General features: G+C 65.0%; 16 protein-coding genes. 6 read left to right on the plus strand and 10 right to left on the minus strand.

The features are described from left to right. Window positions 1-8 precede the first annotated feature (8 nt). The 5 genes from M9955_10425 to M9955_10445 form a co-directional block, all read right to left on the minus strand. Entirely contained in the window at window positions 9-1,013 is a 1,005-nt protein-coding gene (locus tag M9955_10425; GenBank protein MCO5082056.1) for an ABC transporter ATP-binding protein, read from the minus strand. Window positions 1,014-1,033: 20 nt separating this feature from the next. After that, window positions 1,034-1,858 (minus strand): carbohydrate ABC transporter permease, encoded by an 825-nt coding sequence (locus M9955_10430; GenBank protein ID MCO5082057.1) that lies wholly within the window; start codon window positions 1,856-1,858, stop codon window positions 1,034-1,036. A gap of 167 nt (window positions 1,859-2,025) precedes the next feature. Beyond that, window positions 2,026-2,898: a sugar ABC transporter permease gene (locus tag M9955_10435; protein MCO5082058.1), complete on the minus strand. Its 873-nt coding sequence runs from the start codon at window positions 2,896-2,898 to the stop codon at window positions 2,026-2,028. A gap of 145 nt (window positions 2,899-3,043) precedes the next feature. Then, window positions 3,044-4,351 (minus strand): sugar ABC transporter substrate-binding protein, encoded by a 1,308-nt coding sequence (locus M9955_10440; GenBank protein ID MCO5082059.1) that lies wholly within the window; start codon window positions 4,349-4,351, stop codon window positions 3,044-3,046. A gap of 275 nt (window positions 4,352-4,626) precedes the next feature. Then, on the minus strand, window positions 4,627-5,538 hold the full coding sequence (locus tag M9955_10445; protein MCO5082060.1) for a LysR substrate-binding domain-containing protein: 912 nt from the start codon (window positions 5,536-5,538) through the stop codon (window positions 4,627-4,629). Window positions 5,539-5,637: 99 nt separating this feature from the next. On the opposite strand from M9955_10445, the gene M9955_10450 reads away from it, so the two are divergent. Continuing rightward, window positions 5,638-5,865, plus strand: a complete 228-nt coding sequence (locus M9955_10450) for a hypothetical protein (protein ID MCO5082061.1) — start codon at window positions 5,638-5,640, stop codon at window positions 5,863-5,865. 83 nt (window positions 5,866-5,948) lie between these two features. Here M9955_10450 and M9955_10455 read toward each other — a convergent pair whose 3' ends face one another. The 3 genes from M9955_10455 to rpe form a co-directional block, all read right to left on the minus strand. Beyond that, the gene (locus M9955_10455; protein ID MCO5082062.1) at window positions 5,949-6,890 is read right to left on the minus strand and encodes a sugar-binding transcriptional regulator; all 942 of its coding nucleotides are present in this window, start codon (window positions 6,888-6,890) and stop codon (window positions 5,949-5,951) included. A 248-nt stretch (window positions 6,891-7,138) separates the two neighbouring features. Continuing rightward, complete coding sequence (gene gph / locus M9955_10460) at window positions 7,139-7,837, minus strand: phosphoglycolate phosphatase (protein MCO5082063.1); 699 nt, start codon at window positions 7,835-7,837, stop codon at window positions 7,139-7,141. A 1-nt stretch (window position 7,838) separates the two neighbouring features. Next, entirely contained in the window at window positions 7,839-8,519 is a 681-nt protein-coding gene (gene rpe, locus M9955_10465) for a ribulose-phosphate 3-epimerase (GenBank protein MCO5082064.1), read from the minus strand. Between the two features lie 276 nt (window positions 8,520-8,795). Here rpe and modA point away from each other — a divergent pair, with 276 nt between their 5' ends. From modA to M9955_10490, 5 genes are all read left to right on the plus strand, one after another. After that, the gene (gene modA / locus M9955_10470) at window positions 8,796-9,566 is read left to right on the plus strand and encodes a molybdate ABC transporter substrate-binding protein (GenBank protein ID MCO5082065.1); all 771 of its coding nucleotides are present in this window, start codon (window positions 8,796-8,798) and stop codon (window positions 9,564-9,566) included. A gap of 290 nt (window positions 9,567-9,856) precedes the next feature. Then, entirely contained in the window at window positions 9,857-10,552 is a 696-nt protein-coding gene (modB, locus tag M9955_10475) for a molybdate ABC transporter permease subunit (protein MCO5082066.1), read from the plus strand. 267 nt (window positions 10,553-10,819) lie between these two features. Continuing rightward, complete coding sequence (modC, locus tag M9955_10480) at window positions 10,820-11,917, plus strand: molybdenum ABC transporter ATP-binding protein (GenBank protein MCO5082067.1); 1,098 nt, start codon at window positions 10,820-10,822, stop codon at window positions 11,915-11,917. 192 nt (window positions 11,918-12,109) lie between these two features. Next, window positions 12,110-12,418 carry a hypothetical protein gene (locus tag M9955_10485; GenBank protein ID MCO5082068.1) on the plus strand — a complete coding sequence of 103 codons (309 nt, stop codon included), beginning with the start codon at window positions 12,110-12,112 and terminating at the stop codon, window positions 12,416-12,418. A gap of 309 nt (window positions 12,419-12,727) precedes the next feature. Beyond that, on the plus strand, window positions 12,728-13,786 hold the full coding sequence (locus M9955_10490) for a porin (GenBank protein MCO5082069.1): 1,059 nt from the start codon (window positions 12,728-12,730) through the stop codon (window positions 13,784-13,786). 186 nt (window positions 13,787-13,972) lie between these two features. Here M9955_10490 and M9955_10495 read toward each other — a convergent pair whose 3' ends face one another. Beyond that, window positions 13,973-14,329, minus strand: a complete 357-nt coding sequence (locus tag M9955_10495; GenBank protein MCO5082070.1) for a YbaN family protein — start codon at window positions 14,327-14,329, stop codon at window positions 13,973-13,975. Between the two features lie 57 nt (window positions 14,330-14,386). Further along, window positions 14,387-15,586, minus strand: a complete 1,200-nt coding sequence (locus M9955_10500) for an FAD-dependent oxidoreductase (protein ID MCO5082071.1) — start codon at window positions 15,584-15,586, stop codon at window positions 14,387-14,389. Window positions 15,587-15,762 lie beyond the last annotated feature (176 nt).

Genomic DNA, 15,762 nt, shown 5'->3' on the forward strand with positions numbered 1-15,762 from the left:
GCTCACGTTCAGCCGCCGAGCGCGTTGCCGTCCGCGCCGAATTTGTGGATGCGCGCCGGGTCCGGCGTCAGGAACACCGTATCGCCATGGCTGACCGGCATGTCGCCCGACGCCCGCACGGTGATCGTGCAGGCGGCGTCGGTGTTGACATGGATGAAGGTGTCGGCGCCGAGATGCTCGGCGACGCCCACCGTTCCCTTCCACTCGCCGCCGCTGGTCGACACCGAGACATGCTCCGGCCGCACGCCGATGGTCTCCGCGCCCGCCTTCCTGGCCGGCTCGCCGGTCACGAAATTCATCTTGGGCGAGCCGATGAAGCCTGCGACGAAGAGGTTGCGGGGGTTCTTGTAGAGGTCGAGCGGCGAGCCGACCTGCTCGATATTGCCGGCGTTCAGCACCACGATCTTGTCGGCCATGGTCATCGCCTCCACCTGGTCGTGGGTGACGTAGATCATCGTCGTCTTGAGCTGCTGGTGCAGTTCGCTGATCTCCAGCCGCATCGTGCCGCGCAGCGCCGCGTCGAGGTTCGACAGCGGCTCGTCGAACAGGAAGGCGCTCGGCTGGCGCACGATGGCGCGGCCGATGGCGACGCGCTGCCGCTGGCCGCCGGAAAGCTGGCCCGGCCGTCTTTCGAGATAGTTGGTGAGGTTGAGCACGCGCGCCGCGTCCTGCACCTTCTTCTCGATCGCCTCGGGCTTCTCGCCGGCCATCTTCAGCGGGAAGGCGATGTTCTTGGCCACCGTCATGTGCGGGTAGAGCGCGTAGGACTGGAACACCATGGCGAGCTTGCGCTTGGCCGGCGCCTCGTCGGTCACGTCGCGCCCGTCTATGTGGATGGTGCCGCCGGACACGTCCTCCAGCCCGGCGATCAGCCTGAGAAGGGTCGACTTGCCGCAGCCGGAAGGCCCGACGAACACCACGAACTCGCCGTCCTCTATGTCGAGGTCGATGTTCGGGATGATGGTCGTCGCCCCGAAGGACTTGTGCACGTTCCTGAGCGTGATCTTGCCCATGGTTTCTTCCCCGGGGATTGCTACTTCACCGCGCCGAATGTCAGGCCGCGCACGAGCTGCTTCTGGCTGAACCAGCCCATGACGAGGATGGGCGCGATCGCCAGCGTCGAGGCGGCCGACAGCTTTGCCCAGAACAGCCCCTGCGGGCTGGAGAACGAGCTGATGAAGGCGGTCAGCGGCGCCGCGTTCGTCGTCGTCAGGCGGATGGTCCAGAACGCTTCGTTCCACGCCAGGATGATGTTGAGCAGCGTGGTGGAGGCGATCCCCGGGATCGCCATCGGCGTCAGCACGTAGACGATCTCGTTCCACAGCGAGGCGCCGTCCATGCGCGCCGCTTCGAGGATCTCGCCCGGGATCTCGCGGAAATAGGTGTAGAGCATCCAGATGACGATCGGCAGGTTGATCAGCATCAGCATGACGGTGAGGCCGATGCGGCTGTCGAGCAGGCCGGTGTCGCGGAAGATAAGGTAGATCGGAAACAGCACCGCCACCGCCGGCATCATCTTGGTGGAGAGCATCCACATCAGCACGTCCTTGGTCCGCCGGGTCGGCGAGAAGGCCATGGCCCAGGCCGAGGGGATGGCGACGGCGAGCGCCAGGATCGTCGAGCCGACGGCGAGGATCACCGAATTCAGGAAGAAGTGGAAATATCCCGCCTGCGCCCGGACCTCCGCATAGCTCTCGGTCGTGCCGGAGGGGATCAGGTTGAAGCCCTGGATCGCCTCCTGCTCCGATTTGAACGAGGTGATGATGGTGTAGAGGATCGGGAAGAAGATGAGGAGCGCGACGATCCAGGCCGCGGCGGTGACGATCGTCTTGTGCCGTGTGGTGACTGCGCGTGCCATGTCAAAGCTCCCTGTCTGCCGGATCGGACGCGGCGACGACGACCCCCTCCCCCTTGTGGGGAGGGATAAAGGGTGGGGGTAGGAAGGGCACGCCTTGCGCGGCGGAACCCCTAACCCTGACCCCTCCCCGCAAGGGGGAGGGGAACACGGAGACGAAGCGCTTCATCTCACTTGTCCAGATTCTTGCCGACCGCCCGCATGACGAAGAAGGCGACGATGTTGGCGAGGATGACGGCGATGATGCCGCCGGCGGAAGCCTGGCCGATTTTGAATTCGAGCAGCGCCTTCTGGTAGACGAGGAAGGGCAGGTTGGTGGACGCATAGCCCGGGCCGCCATTGGTGGTGACGAGGATTTCCGCGTAGACGCCGAGCAGGAAGATCGTCTGGATCAGCACCACCACGGTGATGGCGCGCATGAGATGCGGCAGCGTCAGGTACCAGAAGCGGCTGAGCACGCCGGCGCCGTCCATTTCCGCCGCTTCCTTCTGCTCGCCGTCGAGCGACTGCAAAGAGGTGAGCAGGATGAGCGTCGCGAAGGGCAGCCATTGCCAGGCCACGATGAGGATGATCGAGAACAGCGGCAGCTGCGCGAACCAGTCGACCGGTTGCAGCCCGAAGAAGCGCGCTATGTCGGCCAGCACGCCGTAGCCCGGATGCATGATCATGTTCTTCCAGACCAGCGCCGCGACGGGCGGCATGACGAAGAACGGCGAGATGACGAGGATGCGCACGATCCCCTGTCCCCACATCGGCTGGTCGAGCAGCAGCGCCAGCAGGATGCCGCCGACGATGGTGATGGCGAGCACGCTGACGACGATGAGCAGCGTGTTGACGATCGAGGCGAGGAAAGCGGGATTGCTGAAGAACAGCGTGTAGTTGGAGAAGCCGACGAAGCCGTCCCGTATGGGGTTCAGCGGATTGTACTGCTGGAAGGAGAACCACAGCGTGAAGGCGAGCGGCACGATCATCCAGATGAACAGGAGGATGACGGACGGCGCGATCATGAAGCGCGCGAGCGAGCTGGTCTGTCTGGTGGCCATGGTCTCGTTCCCAGATGATTGAGCCGGGTTCGTTGCCGGTACATCGATCGACTGCGCTGCACGACTACAGCGAGACGGCTTGTCGTGAATCTCCCCAAAAACCGGCCGCCCGGTTTCCCGGACGGCCGAGGCACTGGGAGGCGCCTTACTGGATATAACCGCCCTCGGTCATGGCCGCGGTCGCCGCGTCCTGAGCCTGCTTGAGCGCGTCGTCGACGGACATCTGGCCTGCGAGCGCGGCGGAGAAGAGCTGGCCGACGGTGGTGCCCAGTCCCTGGAATTCGGGGATGGCGACGAACTGGACGCCGGTATACGGCACCGGCTTGACGGTCGGCTTGGTCGGGTCGGCGGCGTTGATGGAGTCAAGCGTCATCTTCGCGAAGGGCGCCGCCTTCTGGTATTCGGGGTTGTTGTAGAGCGAGGTGCGCGTGCCGGGCGGCACGTTCGCCCAGCCTTCCTTCGAGGCCACGAGTTCGAGATAGGCCTTGCTGGTCGCCCAGGACACGAACTTCTCGGCGGACGCCGCCTTCTGCGAACCGGCCGGGATCGCCAGCGACCAGGCCCACAGCCAGTTGCCGCGCTTGCCGAGGCCGGTGTCGGGAGCCAGCGCATAGCCCACCTTGTCGGCGACGGTCGAGTTCTTCGGGTCGGACACGAAGGAAGCCGCCACCGTGGCGTCGATCCACATGCCGCACTTGCCCTGCTGGAACAGCGCCAGGTTCTCGTTGAAGCCGTTCGACGATGCGCCCTGCGGGCCGGCGTCCTTCATCAGGTTGACATAGGTCTCCAGTGTCGTCTTCCACTCGGGCTGATCGAAATGCGGCTTCCACTCCTCGTCGAACCAGCGGGCGCCGAACGAGTTGGACATAGCGGTCAGGAAGGCCATGTTCTCGCCCCAGCCGGCCTTGCCGCGCAGGCAGATGCCGTTGACGTCCGCATTGTCGGCCTTGATCTTGCGGGCGGCCTCGCCGATGAAGTCCCAGGTCGGCGCGTCGGGCATGGTCAGCCCGGACTTCTCGAACAGGTCCTTGCGGTACATGACGAAGGACGACTCGCCGTAGAACGGCGCGGCGTAGAGCTTGCCGTCGGCCGACAGGCCGCCGCGGATCGCCGGGATGATGTCGTCGACGTCGTAGTCGGCGCCGAGATTGTCGAGCGGCAGCAGCCATTGCTGCTTGGCCCAGATCGGAACCTCGTAGGTGCCGATCGTCATCACGTCGTACTGGCCGCCCTTGGTGGCGATGTCGGTCGTGACGCGCTCGCGCAGCACGTTCTCCTCCAGCGTCACCCAGTTGAGCTGGATGTCCGGGTTCTTGGCGGTGAAGTCGTCCGTCAGCTTCTGCATGCGGATCATGTCGCCATTGTTCACCGTGGCGATGGTGATGGTCTCCGCATGGGCGGCGAAAGCGAGCAGGCTGGCGGTCGCGCCCAGTACGAGCGTCCTGATGTTCATCTGAAATTCCTCCCGAAAACTTGTAGTGAGCAAATGCCTCACATAAGAGCAATTACTCACTTTGAATGAATTATGTCAACGCGAATTCGTTGCTGCAGTGCAGCAGCGTTCGGGCGGCATCGCGCGCGCCGGCGCGTGGCGAGAGGGATGTGGACGGCAGGCGCGGGAAGTCCGGGAGAACGACATTGAACACTGTTCAAAAATCGCTTGAACAGTGTTCAATCGGCCTTTCCGGCGCCCTCAAGGGTATGGAAATGCATTCGCCGGACGTGCTTTCAGGCCTCGTCCGCGCTGTCCGCTGTCCGAAGTTCGGCCAGCAGCCAGTCCCGGAAGGCGCGGATTTTCGGAACGTTGAGGCGCTGTTCGGGATAGACGAGCCAGTATGCGTGGCCGTCGTCCGCCACGATGTCGAAGGGCTGGATCAAAGCGCCGTTCGCCAGTTCGGCGGCGAACAGTTTCCGCGTCAGGATGGCGACGCCCTGGCCGGCCACGGCGGCCCTGCCTTCATAGGCCTGCGAGCCGAGCTGGCTGCGCGGCCGCCGGGTGAGGTCGTCCTTCACTTCCACTCCTGCCAGCTCGAACCAGATCGCCCACCATGGATCGCCGGCATCGACGATCGGCAGGCGCAGGAGGTCCGCCGGTTCCCTGACGCCGCCGATCGTCGTGGCGAGCGCCGGGCTGAGCATCGGCGTGAAATCCGCCAGAAACAGGCGATGCGCCACGAGTCCGGGCCATTCGCCGCTGGCGCCCGTCCTGATGCCGATGTCGAAACCTTCCTGCATCAGATCGACCATCCGCGTCGCCGTCTCGACCCGCACCGCGATGTTGGGATGCGAGATCTGGAAGGAGCCGAGCCGGAGCGCCAGCCAGTTGGCGGCGAAGGTCGGGATGGTGCTGATCGACAGCGTGCCGCGGCCTCCGGTGCGCGCCGCATCGTAGCCGTCCGCGAGCAGGCGGAAGGCTTCCGTCGCCGCCTTCGACAGCGTCTCGCCGGTCTCCGTCAGCGTCACCCGCCGCGGTCTCCGGATGAAGAGCGGTGAGCCGACCCGCTCCTCCAGCACCTTGATCTGATAGCTCACCGCCGCCTGCGTCATCGCCAGTTCCTCGGCGGCGCGGGTGAAGCTCGACAGCCGCGCGGCGGCCTCGAAAGCACGCAGCGCGGCGAGTGGCGGCAGGACGTTTGGCATAAGGCCTCCTTATCAATCCTACGCGACGTTCAATTGGTCGGCAAGCGTCGGGAGGCGCATATGGACCGCAGGAAGAAATGACGGTTCAAGGAGACGGTCATGTCCACTTCGATCTTCGCGACGGTTCTCGCCTCGCTCGGCGCTTTCGCCGGAAACCTGATGGACGTTCAGTCCCGCGCCGCACATCATTGCGGCGTTGCCCTTGATCCCCGCCAGTTGCCGGATTCGCTTCGGCGCGACATCGGGCTTGCGCCGGGGGAAGACGGTCTCGACGGGCGCGAGATCCCGCGCCGGCTTCACGACCGGCATGCGCCGCATGCCATGTAGGCCGGAAGGCCGCGCTCAGGTCGCCCGCTGGCGTCCTTTCATGTGCGAAGGCATAAGCCGGATTGTTGCTGTTCGACGGCTGATCACTCGGCCAGCAGAGCCGATGCCGAGCGTTCGTCGGTGATGATGCCGTTCACCAGCCGCCGGTTCAGCGCGGCCCTCATGCCGGGCAGCTTGCCCTCGCCCATGGCGAGCGCGACCACCAGGGATTTCTCGCGGGATGGCAGCGGCGACGCTGCGACCCGCTCGTTGGTCAGCCCCTCGATCAGCCTTCCGTCGCGGTCGAAGGCCCAGCCGACGATCTCGCCCACCGCACCCGCCTTCTGGAGCGCCTTCAACTCCGCCTCCGAAATGAAGCCGTCGACATAGAGCGGCGCGTTCGGGCCGAGATCGCCGATGCCGACAAAGGTGACGTCGGCCTGCGCGGCGAGGTCCAGCGTCTGCCGGATCATGGGCTGGCTGTGCAGCATGGCGCGCTCCTCCTGCGAGGACGCGATGACCGGCAGCGGCATCGGGAAACTGCGCGCCTTGATGAGGTCTGCGATGGAGAAGATGACGTTGTAGAAGGCCGCCGAGCCGTCCGGCGCGATGTTGCCGGTCAGCGACACGATCTTGTGCTGCGGGCAGTCCATCGGCGATATCTGCTCGATCGCCGCCTTCAGCGTGCGGCCCGTGCCGATCGCCATGACGATCGGCTCCGGCGAGCGCAGCCTTTTCTCGATCTCCGCCGCCGCCGCCTCCGCTACGCCGATCGTGGTCGACGGGTTGCCCGGATCGCTCGGCACGACCTCGACGAGGTCCAGCGCGAAACGCGACCTCAGCCTCTCCGCAAGTTCCAGGCACTCCGCGATCGGATGGTCGAGCCGCACCTTGACCAGCCCTTCCGAAACCGCCAGCGACACCAGCCGCTGCGCGCTCTGCCGCGACATGCCGAGCTTCGCCGCGATCTGGTCCTGCGTGTTGCCGGCGACATAATACAGCCAACCCGCCCGCGCCGCCTCGTCCTGCCGCCCCGCCGTCCCCATCGCTCTTCCGGCCATAAGTTCGTGCTCTCAAACCTGCTTTTTGGCGCTTTAGTTTATAAAAAGTGGCATACTTGAGCAATTGTTCATGCACAAAAACAATTGTCCGGAAAAACGCTATCGTGACCGCGCCGTAATTCTGAGCTTGCAGCTCGATCGAACGCATAGCCGATGGCGGATGGAAAGCAAACTGATCTTGCCGAAGCCGTGATGCGGCCCCGTGCGGAAAACGATCGCGGTCAGGCAGCCTTCTATTCGCGCGGCGGGCGCAGCGTCGCGAGGGCTTCCGGCAGTTCGGCCAAACTCTCCAGAACCCGGTCCGCGCCGAGTTTTTCCACCGGCACGGACGTGTAGCCGCCGCGGATCACCGCGACGCCCATGCCGGCGGCGCGCGCGGAAGCGACGTCGGAAATGCTGTCGCCCACCATCAGCGCGTTCCATGACTCGACGCCAAGACGTTCGAGGGCGGCATGCAGTATGTCCGGCGCCGGCTTCTTGGCGACGCCTGCGTCGCCGCCCACGACCGTGTCCAGATGGCGGATGAGACCGAAATGGTCGAGCACCGCCTCGGCTGCGCGCTGCGGCTTGTTGGTTGCGACCCCGAGCCGCACGCCGTCCTCGTGAAGCTGCTCCAGCGTTTCCGCCGCCGCCGGCATCAATTCAGTGAAGTCGGTCAGGTGATCGGCATAGATGTCGAGCATGACGAGGTTCTCCCGTTCGAGAGCCTCGCTGTCGAGCAGGCGGCCACAGGCGCGGAAGGCGCGGTCCACCGTCACTTTGACGCCCTGCCCGATCATGCCCTTGACGTCCTCGAGCGACAGCGGCCCCAGCCCCTGACGCGCGAGCAGTTCGTTGACGGCCGCGCGTATGTCGCCGGCCGAATCGATCAGCGTGCCGTCGAGGTCGAACAGGATGGCCTGCGGCCAGCGCCGCGTGTCCGCCTCGGTCACGTCAGATGCTCCTCGCGCTTGCGGCGGCATTGCGGATCGCCTCGATATTGGCGCGGTAGGATTCGACCGTCCCGCCCTTGAACACAGCCGCGCCGGCGACGAGTACGGATGCGCCCGCCGCGACGACATCGGCCGCCGTGCCGGTCGCGATGCCGCCATCCACCTCGATGCGGATCGGCCTGCCGGCGATCATCGCCCGGATGCGGCGGATCTTTTCGAGCATGGAGCCGATGAAGGCCTGGCCGCCGAAGCCCGGATTGACCGTCATGACGAGCACCGTGTCGACAAGGTCGAGCACGTTCTCCAGCGCGGTTTCCGACGTGCCCGGATTGAGCGTGACGCCTGCTTTGCGACCCGCCGCTCTGATGGTCTGCAGCGAGCGGTGGAGATGCGGCCCGGCCTCGACATGCACGGTGATCTGGTCGCAGCCCGCATCGATGAAAGCGGGAAGATAAGGGTCGACCGGCGCGATCATCAAATGGCAGTCGAAGAACTTCTTCGTGCGGTTCCTGAGCGCCTTGATCACCGGAGGGCCGAAGCTGATGTTGGGCACGAAATGACCGTCCATGACGTCGAGATGAATCCAGTCGGCGCCGGCGGCGTCGATGGCCTCGACCTCGTCGCCGAGCCGCGAGAAATCCGCCGAAAGAACGGAGGGGGCGATCAGGATATTCTGGCTCATGGTTTCTCCGCATTGGAGCCCGGAGGCGGACGGCTCGCTCTATACGCGGATTGCGGGCGGCGGGGAAGTTGCAGGCAACAATAGCGGCCACACGCCGGGATGGAGAACGGTCAGTCGAAAGAGCGGATGCTATGAGCGTAAACAGCGTATCCGCATGTCTTGGTCATGAAAGGCCGCAGTTGACGCTCATCGCCCCGCTGTAGTTATATCCATTCGAACATATCGATGCGGCGAGGTGCCGCGCAAAAGGGAGTGCTCCGGATGTTTTCGAAGAAGATGGTCGCCAGCGCGTTTGCTGGCGCGCTTGCCGTATTGACGCTTGGGGCGGCCTCCGCGGCGCTGGCAGAGGAGAACGTCACCGTGTTCGCCGCCGCCAGCCTGAAGAACGCGCTCGACAACATCAATGCTGCCTGCGAGGCCGACGTGGGCGAGAAGGCGACGATCTCCTATGCGGCGAGCTCGGCGCTCGCCAAGCAGATCGAGGAGGGCGCGCCGGCCGACGTCTTCATGTCGGCCGACCGCGACTGGATGAAATACCTCTCCGACAAGAACCTGACGAAGAAGGACACCGAGACCGAACTGCTCGGCAATTCCATCGTGCTGGTCGCGCCGGCCGATTCCGCCGCGGCGACCGAGATCAAGGACGGTTTCGACCTTGCCGGCCTGCTCGGCGATGGAAAGCTGGCCATGGCCAATGTCGATTCCGTTCCGGCCGGCAAATACGGCAAGGCCGCGCTGGAAAAGCTTGGCGTCTGGGCGTCGGTCGAAAGCAAGGTCGCGCAGGCGGAGAATGTACGCGCCGCGCTGGCGCTCGTCTCGACTGGTGAAGCACCGCTCGGCATCGTCTACAAGACCGATGCGGCAGCCGATACCAAGGTGAAGGTGATCGGTACCTTCCCGGCCGATTCCCATCCCGAAATCGTCTACCCTGTTGCCCAGACGGCTGAATCCAAGGATGCGGAGACGCCGAAATTCCTCGAATGCCTGAAGTCCGACAAGGCCAGGGCCCTTTTCGAGGAGCAGGGCTTTACGGTATTGGCGCATTAAGATCCGGAGCGGCGTGACCTCGGGTCAGGACCTGTTGATATGATCGAAATGGCGCCAGAAACGGCAAAGAGATACGAGGAGAAGTCCGAAGGTCGATGGAGTTCCATCGGCCGAGGGGTTCGACCCGGCGGATCGAAGCCGTTTCGGCGTCCTTCGGATGTGATTCATTTGGCCGACTACTTCGCCCCGAAGGACTTGAAAGCCTTCAGGCTTCCTCCGCTTTCGCGCCTCATATCCAGCCAAATGACCTCACACCATTTCGACCAGATTAACAGGTCCTGACCCTAAGCATGGAATGGCTGGACCTCAGTCCCGATGAATGGACCGCGGTCCGGCTTTCCATCAAGGTCTCGGTGTGGGCCACGGTGGTCAGCCTGCCCTTCGGCCTGTTGATCGCCCATTTGCTTGCCCGGGGCCGCTTCCCGGGCAAGTCGGTGCTGAACGGCATCGTCCACCTGCCGCTGATCCTGCCGCCGGTCGTCACCGGCTATCTGCTGCTTCTGAGCTTCGGCCGCCGGGGGCCGATCGGCGGCTTCCTCGACCAGTATTTCGGGCTGGTCTTTTCCTTCCGCTGGACGGGCGCGGCGCTTGCCTGCGGCATCATGGGCTTTCCGCTGATGGTGCGCGCCATACGCCTGTCCATCGAGGCCGTGGACCGGCGGCTGGAAGCGGCGGCCGGTACGCTGGGCGCCAACCCGGCATGGGTCTACGCGACCATCACCTTGCCTCTGATCCTGCCGGGCATGATCGCCGGCATGATCCTTTGCTTCGCCAAGGCGATGGGCGAATTCGGTGCGACGATCACCTTCGTCTCCAACATTCCGGGCGAGACGCAGACGCTGCCTTCCGCCATCTATACGTTCACGCAGGTGCCGGGCGGGGAACTCGGCGCGCTGCGGCTGACGCTGGTGTCGATCGCGATCGCCATGGCGGCGCTGGTGGCCTCCGAAGTGCTCGCGCGCCGCGTCAGCCGACGCATGGATTAGGGTCAGGACCTGTTAATATGATCGAAATGGCGCCTGAAACGGCAAAGAGATGCGAGGAGAAGTTCGAAGGTCGATGGGGTTCCATCGGCCGAGGAGTTCGACGCGGCAGATCGAAGCCGTTTCGGCGTCCGTCGGATGTGGTTCATTTGGCCGGCTACCTCGTCGCGAAGGCTCGACAATGGTCAACATTGCCTTCGCCTTCGCTCCTCGTATCCAGCCAAATGACCTCACACCATTTCGACCATATTAGCAGGTCCCGACCCTAGAATGAGCGTCGCCGTCGAAGTCCGCCATCGCCTCGGCGCCTTCGCGCTGGAAGCGGCCTTCGAAAGCGCCGGCCAGCTCATCGCGCTGTTCGGGCCGTCGGGTTCCGGCAAGAGTTCGCTGATAAACGTCATCGGCGGCCTGATCCGGCCGCAGAGTGGCCGGGTGGTCGTGAACGGCCGCGTGCTCGTCGACACGGAAAGGGGCATTTTCGTACCGAAGCACCGGCGGCGCATCGGCTACGTGTTCCAGGACGCGCGCCTTTTCCCGCATCTGACGGTGAGCCAGAACCTTCGCTACGGCCGCTTCTTCACGCCGACCGCCGACCGCTATGCCGATTTCGCCGGTATCGTCGACCTGCTCGGCATAGGCGGCCTGCTCGACCGCCGTCCGAATCTCCTGTCCGGCGGCGAGAAGCAGCGCGTTGCCATCGGTCGGGCGCTGATCGTCAGTCCGAAGCTGCTTCTGATGGACGAGCCGCTGGCCTCGCTCGACGATGCCCGCAAGGCGGAGATCCTGCCCTACCTCGAAAGGCTGCGCGACGATGCGCGGGTGCCGATCGTCTATGTCAGTCATTCCGTCGCCGAAGTGGCGCGGCTGGCGACGGACGTCGTCATGCTGTCGGCCGGCAGGGTGGAGGCGCACGGTTCCGTGCGCGATATATTGGGGCGGCTCGACCTGCTGCCCGACGAGGGTGGCGCGGTGATCGATGCGGCCGTCGCCTGCCACGACGGCGAGTCGGGCCTGACCACGCTCGCCTCCCCGGCGGGCGACTGGCGCGTGCCGCGCATAGACGCCGCGCCCGGTTCGCGGCTGCGGCTGCGCATCCGCGCCCGCGACGTGATGATCGCCACGGAACGCCCGAACGGCGTCAGCGCCCTGAACGTCATGCCGGGCGTCATCCACGCGATCGGCGCCGGCGGTCAGGACGCGCTCGTCTCGGTCGACTGCAACGGCGACCGCATCATCGCGCGCGTGACGCCCTATTCCGCGAGGGCGTTGGGGCTGGCGCCCGGTCTAGACGTTTTCGTGATCGTCAAGGCGGTGACGTTCGACAGGGGCAATGTGGCCTTGCCCGCCTCGGGGCGGGCCGGCGGCTGAGCGCGTCCGCCGCCTGCGTCGAACGCGCGCGGCCCCTGTGCAAGTTGACATTCGGGATTCGGGCGTGGCGCTGCCATTGGATAAATCGGCGGCGATGCGCATATTCGGAAAGGGTGCCGCATTCGCGGCGCGGCAAGGATGAACTGCGGCGGGGGCATCGGCGTTTCCGGTCGCGAACATGGAGAACGACGTATGGCTGAAACCATCGAACTGACGGACCACGAGGCGATTCGCGATTGGGCCGCATCGCGCATGGGAGCGCCGGCGGTGATCGACGCATCGGCCGAAGGCGGCACCCAGCCCGTGCTGCGTATCGTCTTCGACCAGATCGCCTATCAGGATCAGGACCGGGCCGAGCGCCCGCAGAATGCCGGCGGCTACGAGCTGGTCGAGTGGGACGAGTGGTTCCGGCTGTTCGACGAGGCTGGGCTTGCCCTTGTCGTGGCGCCGGAACGGCCGGGCCGCAAGGACAGCTTTCACGAGATCGTACGCCGTCGCTGAACCGCGGCGGCCCGAGGTCGAATCGAGCTCGGTGCGTCGTTCCGGCGGCTGCGTTGCTGCTGCCGGAACGACGCATTTCCTCATACAAATGAAGCGATAGCTGGCGTAATTCGTATCATTTTTGCAACGCACCACGCCAACAGTGCGCCGGCAATCGTCCCGGCGCGCGTTTTACGGTTGATCGCCGCGGCGTAATCGGAAATTCTCCCGGAAAGACGGAAGCGCGACGGGCGTTTTCGGCGTTCAAGACCGGATGTAGGCCGGCCCCCAAGGGCAGACATCGGGTTGCAATACTGGAGAGGTCAGAAAATGAATATCAAGAGCCTTCTTCTCGGTTCGGCTGTAGCATTCGCCGCTGTGGGCGGCGCACAGGCTGCTGACGCAGTTGTCGTCGCCGATCCGGAGCCGGTCGAATACGTCCGCGTCTGCGACGTCTACGGCACCGGTTACTTCTACATTCCGGGTACCGAGACCTGCCTGCGCATCGGCGGCTACGTCCGTTATCAGGCTGCCGGCGGCGATCTGTGGGAGCGCACCCGCGTTCACGACGACACCCTTCTGGGCGGCGAGGATCGCACCGACGAGACCTACAGCCAGTATTCGCGTCTGTCGCTCCAGACCTGGACCGGCACCGAGACCGAGCTGGGCACCCTCAGCACCTACACCGAGACCCGTTTCGAGTGGGCTAACGGTGGCGGCACGGGCGTGAGCCTGAACTTCGCCTGGATCCAGCTCGGCGGCTTCCGCGTCGGTAAGGACGAATCGGCATATGTGACGTTCAACAACTATGCCGGCGCGGTGATCGCTGACGATCTGGTGCCCTACGGTCCGTTCGACACCAACCTGATCAGCTACACCTTCTCGGGCGGCAACGGTTTCTCGGCGATCATCTCGCTGGAATCTGGCAGCGCCGACTCCTACGGCCACGACTACGACATCACCGACTACGTGCCGCATGTCGTCGCCGGTGCGAAGTTCACGCAGGGCTGGGGCGGCGTGTCGCTCGTCGGCGCTTATGATAGCGTCCACGAGACCTGGGCTGCCAAGGCTCGCTTGGACGTCAACGCGACCGACACGATCTCGGCCTTCATCATGGCCGGCTACGGCGATGACGACGACTTCAACTTCTACAAGCCTTGGGGCGGCGAGTGGGCTGTCTGGGGCGGTCTGACCGCCAAGGTTTCGGAGAAGGCGGCCGTCAACCTGGCGCTGTCCTATGACGATAGCGAGCAGTTCGGCGCGGCTTTGAACGTCGACTATACGCTGGTTCCGGGCTTCACGATCACGCCTGAAATCGACTACTACGACGCCGGCAACGGCGGCGATGACGCCTTCGGCGCGATCGTTCGCTTCCAGCGCAGCTTCTAATCAGCTCTGCTGACAGAAAAAGAACCCGGCGGGCGACCGCCGGGTTCTTTTTATTTGGCTCTCCACCACGGAGCCGTTCTCCGGGGTGGAGCGAAGGCCTCAGTCAAGAATTCCTTCCCGAAAGGGGCGGACGCTCTGGGTTTCGGGACACTCGTCGCGACCGGGTTCGGATCGGGACGCTCCGCCTCAGGCCGAGGGACGGGAAAAGACGTAGACGAGACCGGCGAGGATGATGGCGACGACGGCCGCCGTCGCCGGCAAGCCATGCGGGCCGCTGGCGAGGAAGAGCACGAAACCGATCGTGCTCCCGATCAGGGCGGCGAACTTGGCTTTCGGCGCGATAGCGCCGCGCTGGCGCCATTGCCTGAGCGCCGGGCCAAAGCGGGGATGGTCCAGAAGCTTTCTTTCGAGCCTTGGCGACGAGCGCGCAAAGCATCCGGCGGCGAGAATGAGGAACGGCGTGGTGGGCAGGACTGGCAGGAAGGCCCCGGCGACGCCCAGTCCCACGAAACCCCAGCCGAGGATCAGATAGAGGCTGCGCATCGCATCGCGACGTCCGGGAGCGGGCTTTCGCCCGATGGGATCGGCAGGCGCGGCATGTCAGCGCCCGACATGTTCGGGGCGGAATCCGATGCCGATCAGCCGGCCGGCGAGATGCGCCAGCGGCCGCCATCGGCCGATGAGACGCAGGAAGGCCGGCGGCCCCTTGCGGACTCCCGCGGCGCCTGCGTCCGATCGCCGGCGTCGCATCATCAGCTGCAGCTTCTGCGTCGCCCGGGTGGGAAAACTCCTCCGCGCCTGAACCGCCGCCAGATGCGCGTCGCCCAGCGATCCCGCGCGCAGCGGTTCCGCCAGGATGTTGGCCGCCGCGACCGCGTCCTGTATGGCGAGGTTGACGCCGACGCCGCCGATCGGCGACATGGCATGGGCGGCGTCGCCGATGCACAGCACGCCGGGCTTCCACCATGTCTCCAGCCGGTCCATGCGCACTTTCAGCAGATGGATCTGCTCCCAGCCGGACAGTTCCTCGAACCGCTCGACGGGCAGCGGCGCGACCGCCGACAGGCGCACGCGGAACGCGTCGAGACCCTCGTGCCGCAATTCGGCAAAGGTGCCTTTGGCTATGACGAAGCCGATCTGCCAGTAGTCGCCGCGATCGATCATCACCAGACCCTGATTCGGGCCGGCATGGCTCATCGCGATCGGCGGATCGTCGGGGCGGCGCGAAACCTTCATCCACAGCACGTCGACCGCCGCGCCGAGATCCTCCGCCGTCAGCCCGGCGAACCGGCGCACCGTCGAATTGCGTCCATCCGCGCCGATGACGAGAGCGGCGGGAAGCGTATGGACCGCACCGTCCTCGCTGCGCGCCTCGATGCCCGCGACGTTGCCGTCGCGGATCAGGAGGCCGATGGCTTCACAGCCCATCAGCAGCTGGAAGTTCGGAAGCTTCTGCGCCTTGCCGGCGAGGAAATCGAGGAAATCCCATTGCGGCATGAAGGCGATGTATTTGCAGCGCGTCGGAAGCCGAGAGAAATCGGCGATCGTCACGGACCTGCCGTCGATTTCGGCATGCAGCCGTTCCGCCTTCTGGTGCGGCAGCGACAGGAACTCATCGAGGAATCCGAGCTCGGCCATGACTTCGAGCGTCGAGGGATGAATGGTGTCGCCGCGAAAGTCGCGCAGGAAATCGGTGTGCTTCTCCACGACCGTGACCCTGACTCCCGCCCGGGCCAGAAGCAGGCCGAGCATCAGGCCTGTCGGTCCGGCGCCGACGACGCAGCATTCCTGTTGACTCATCGGAAATCTGCCTCCGGTTCCAGTGCTTCGGCTCACTGACGAAGCCGGACCATGCCATCCCGGCATGCGATCCCGCGATTGCGGAATCGAATGACCGGCCCGGCGCGGCGAATATGGGCGTGGTGGGTTCGCGCCGCAATCGGGGTTATGGTCGCGCCCGCCGATTGCCCGATATT

The sequence above is a fragment of the Rhizobiaceae bacterium genome (assembly GCA_023953845.1).
Taxonomy (GTDB): domain Bacteria; phylum Pseudomonadota; class Alphaproteobacteria; order Rhizobiales; family Rhizobiaceae; genus Arvimicrobium.